1 protein-coding gene is annotated in these 315 nt (G+C 66.7%); it reads left to right on the top strand.

Annotated features, from left to right (window positions below; genetic code table 11):
- Positions 1–315, top strand: a 315-nt coding sequence (locus tag KDH83_RS32260; RefSeq protein WP_212323298.1) for a TolC family protein, incomplete at both ends; no start/stop codon positions are given.

Genomic DNA, 315 nt, shown 5'->3' with positions numbered 1-315 from the left:
AAACTGGCGGTAGACCTGGGCGCCGCGCAGCTGGAAGTCGAGAAAAGCAAGCGCTATCCGGACATCACGCTGAGCACCGGCGTGGCCCGCGACTACGAGGCGAAACGCAACAAGGTCCAGTTCGGCGTGGGCATTCCGCTGCCGCTGTTCGATCGCAATCAGGGCAACGTCTACGCCGCCACGATGCGCTCATACAAGGCGCGCGACCAGTACCGCGACCTGGAGGCTCGGCTGGCGGCCGAGCTGCTGCAATCGGTCTCCCAGTTCGACCTGGCGACGGGCGCGGCCAACGACTACCGCGCCACGGTGCTGCCC

Origin of the sequence: Achromobacter sp. Marseille-Q0513 (assembly GCF_018195695.1) — a bacterium.
Lineage (GTDB): Bacteria > Pseudomonadota > Gammaproteobacteria > Burkholderiales > Burkholderiaceae_B > Achromobacter.
Note: the sequence above shows the minus strand (reverse complement) of the source record. Positions and strands in the feature narration are given on the sequence as shown.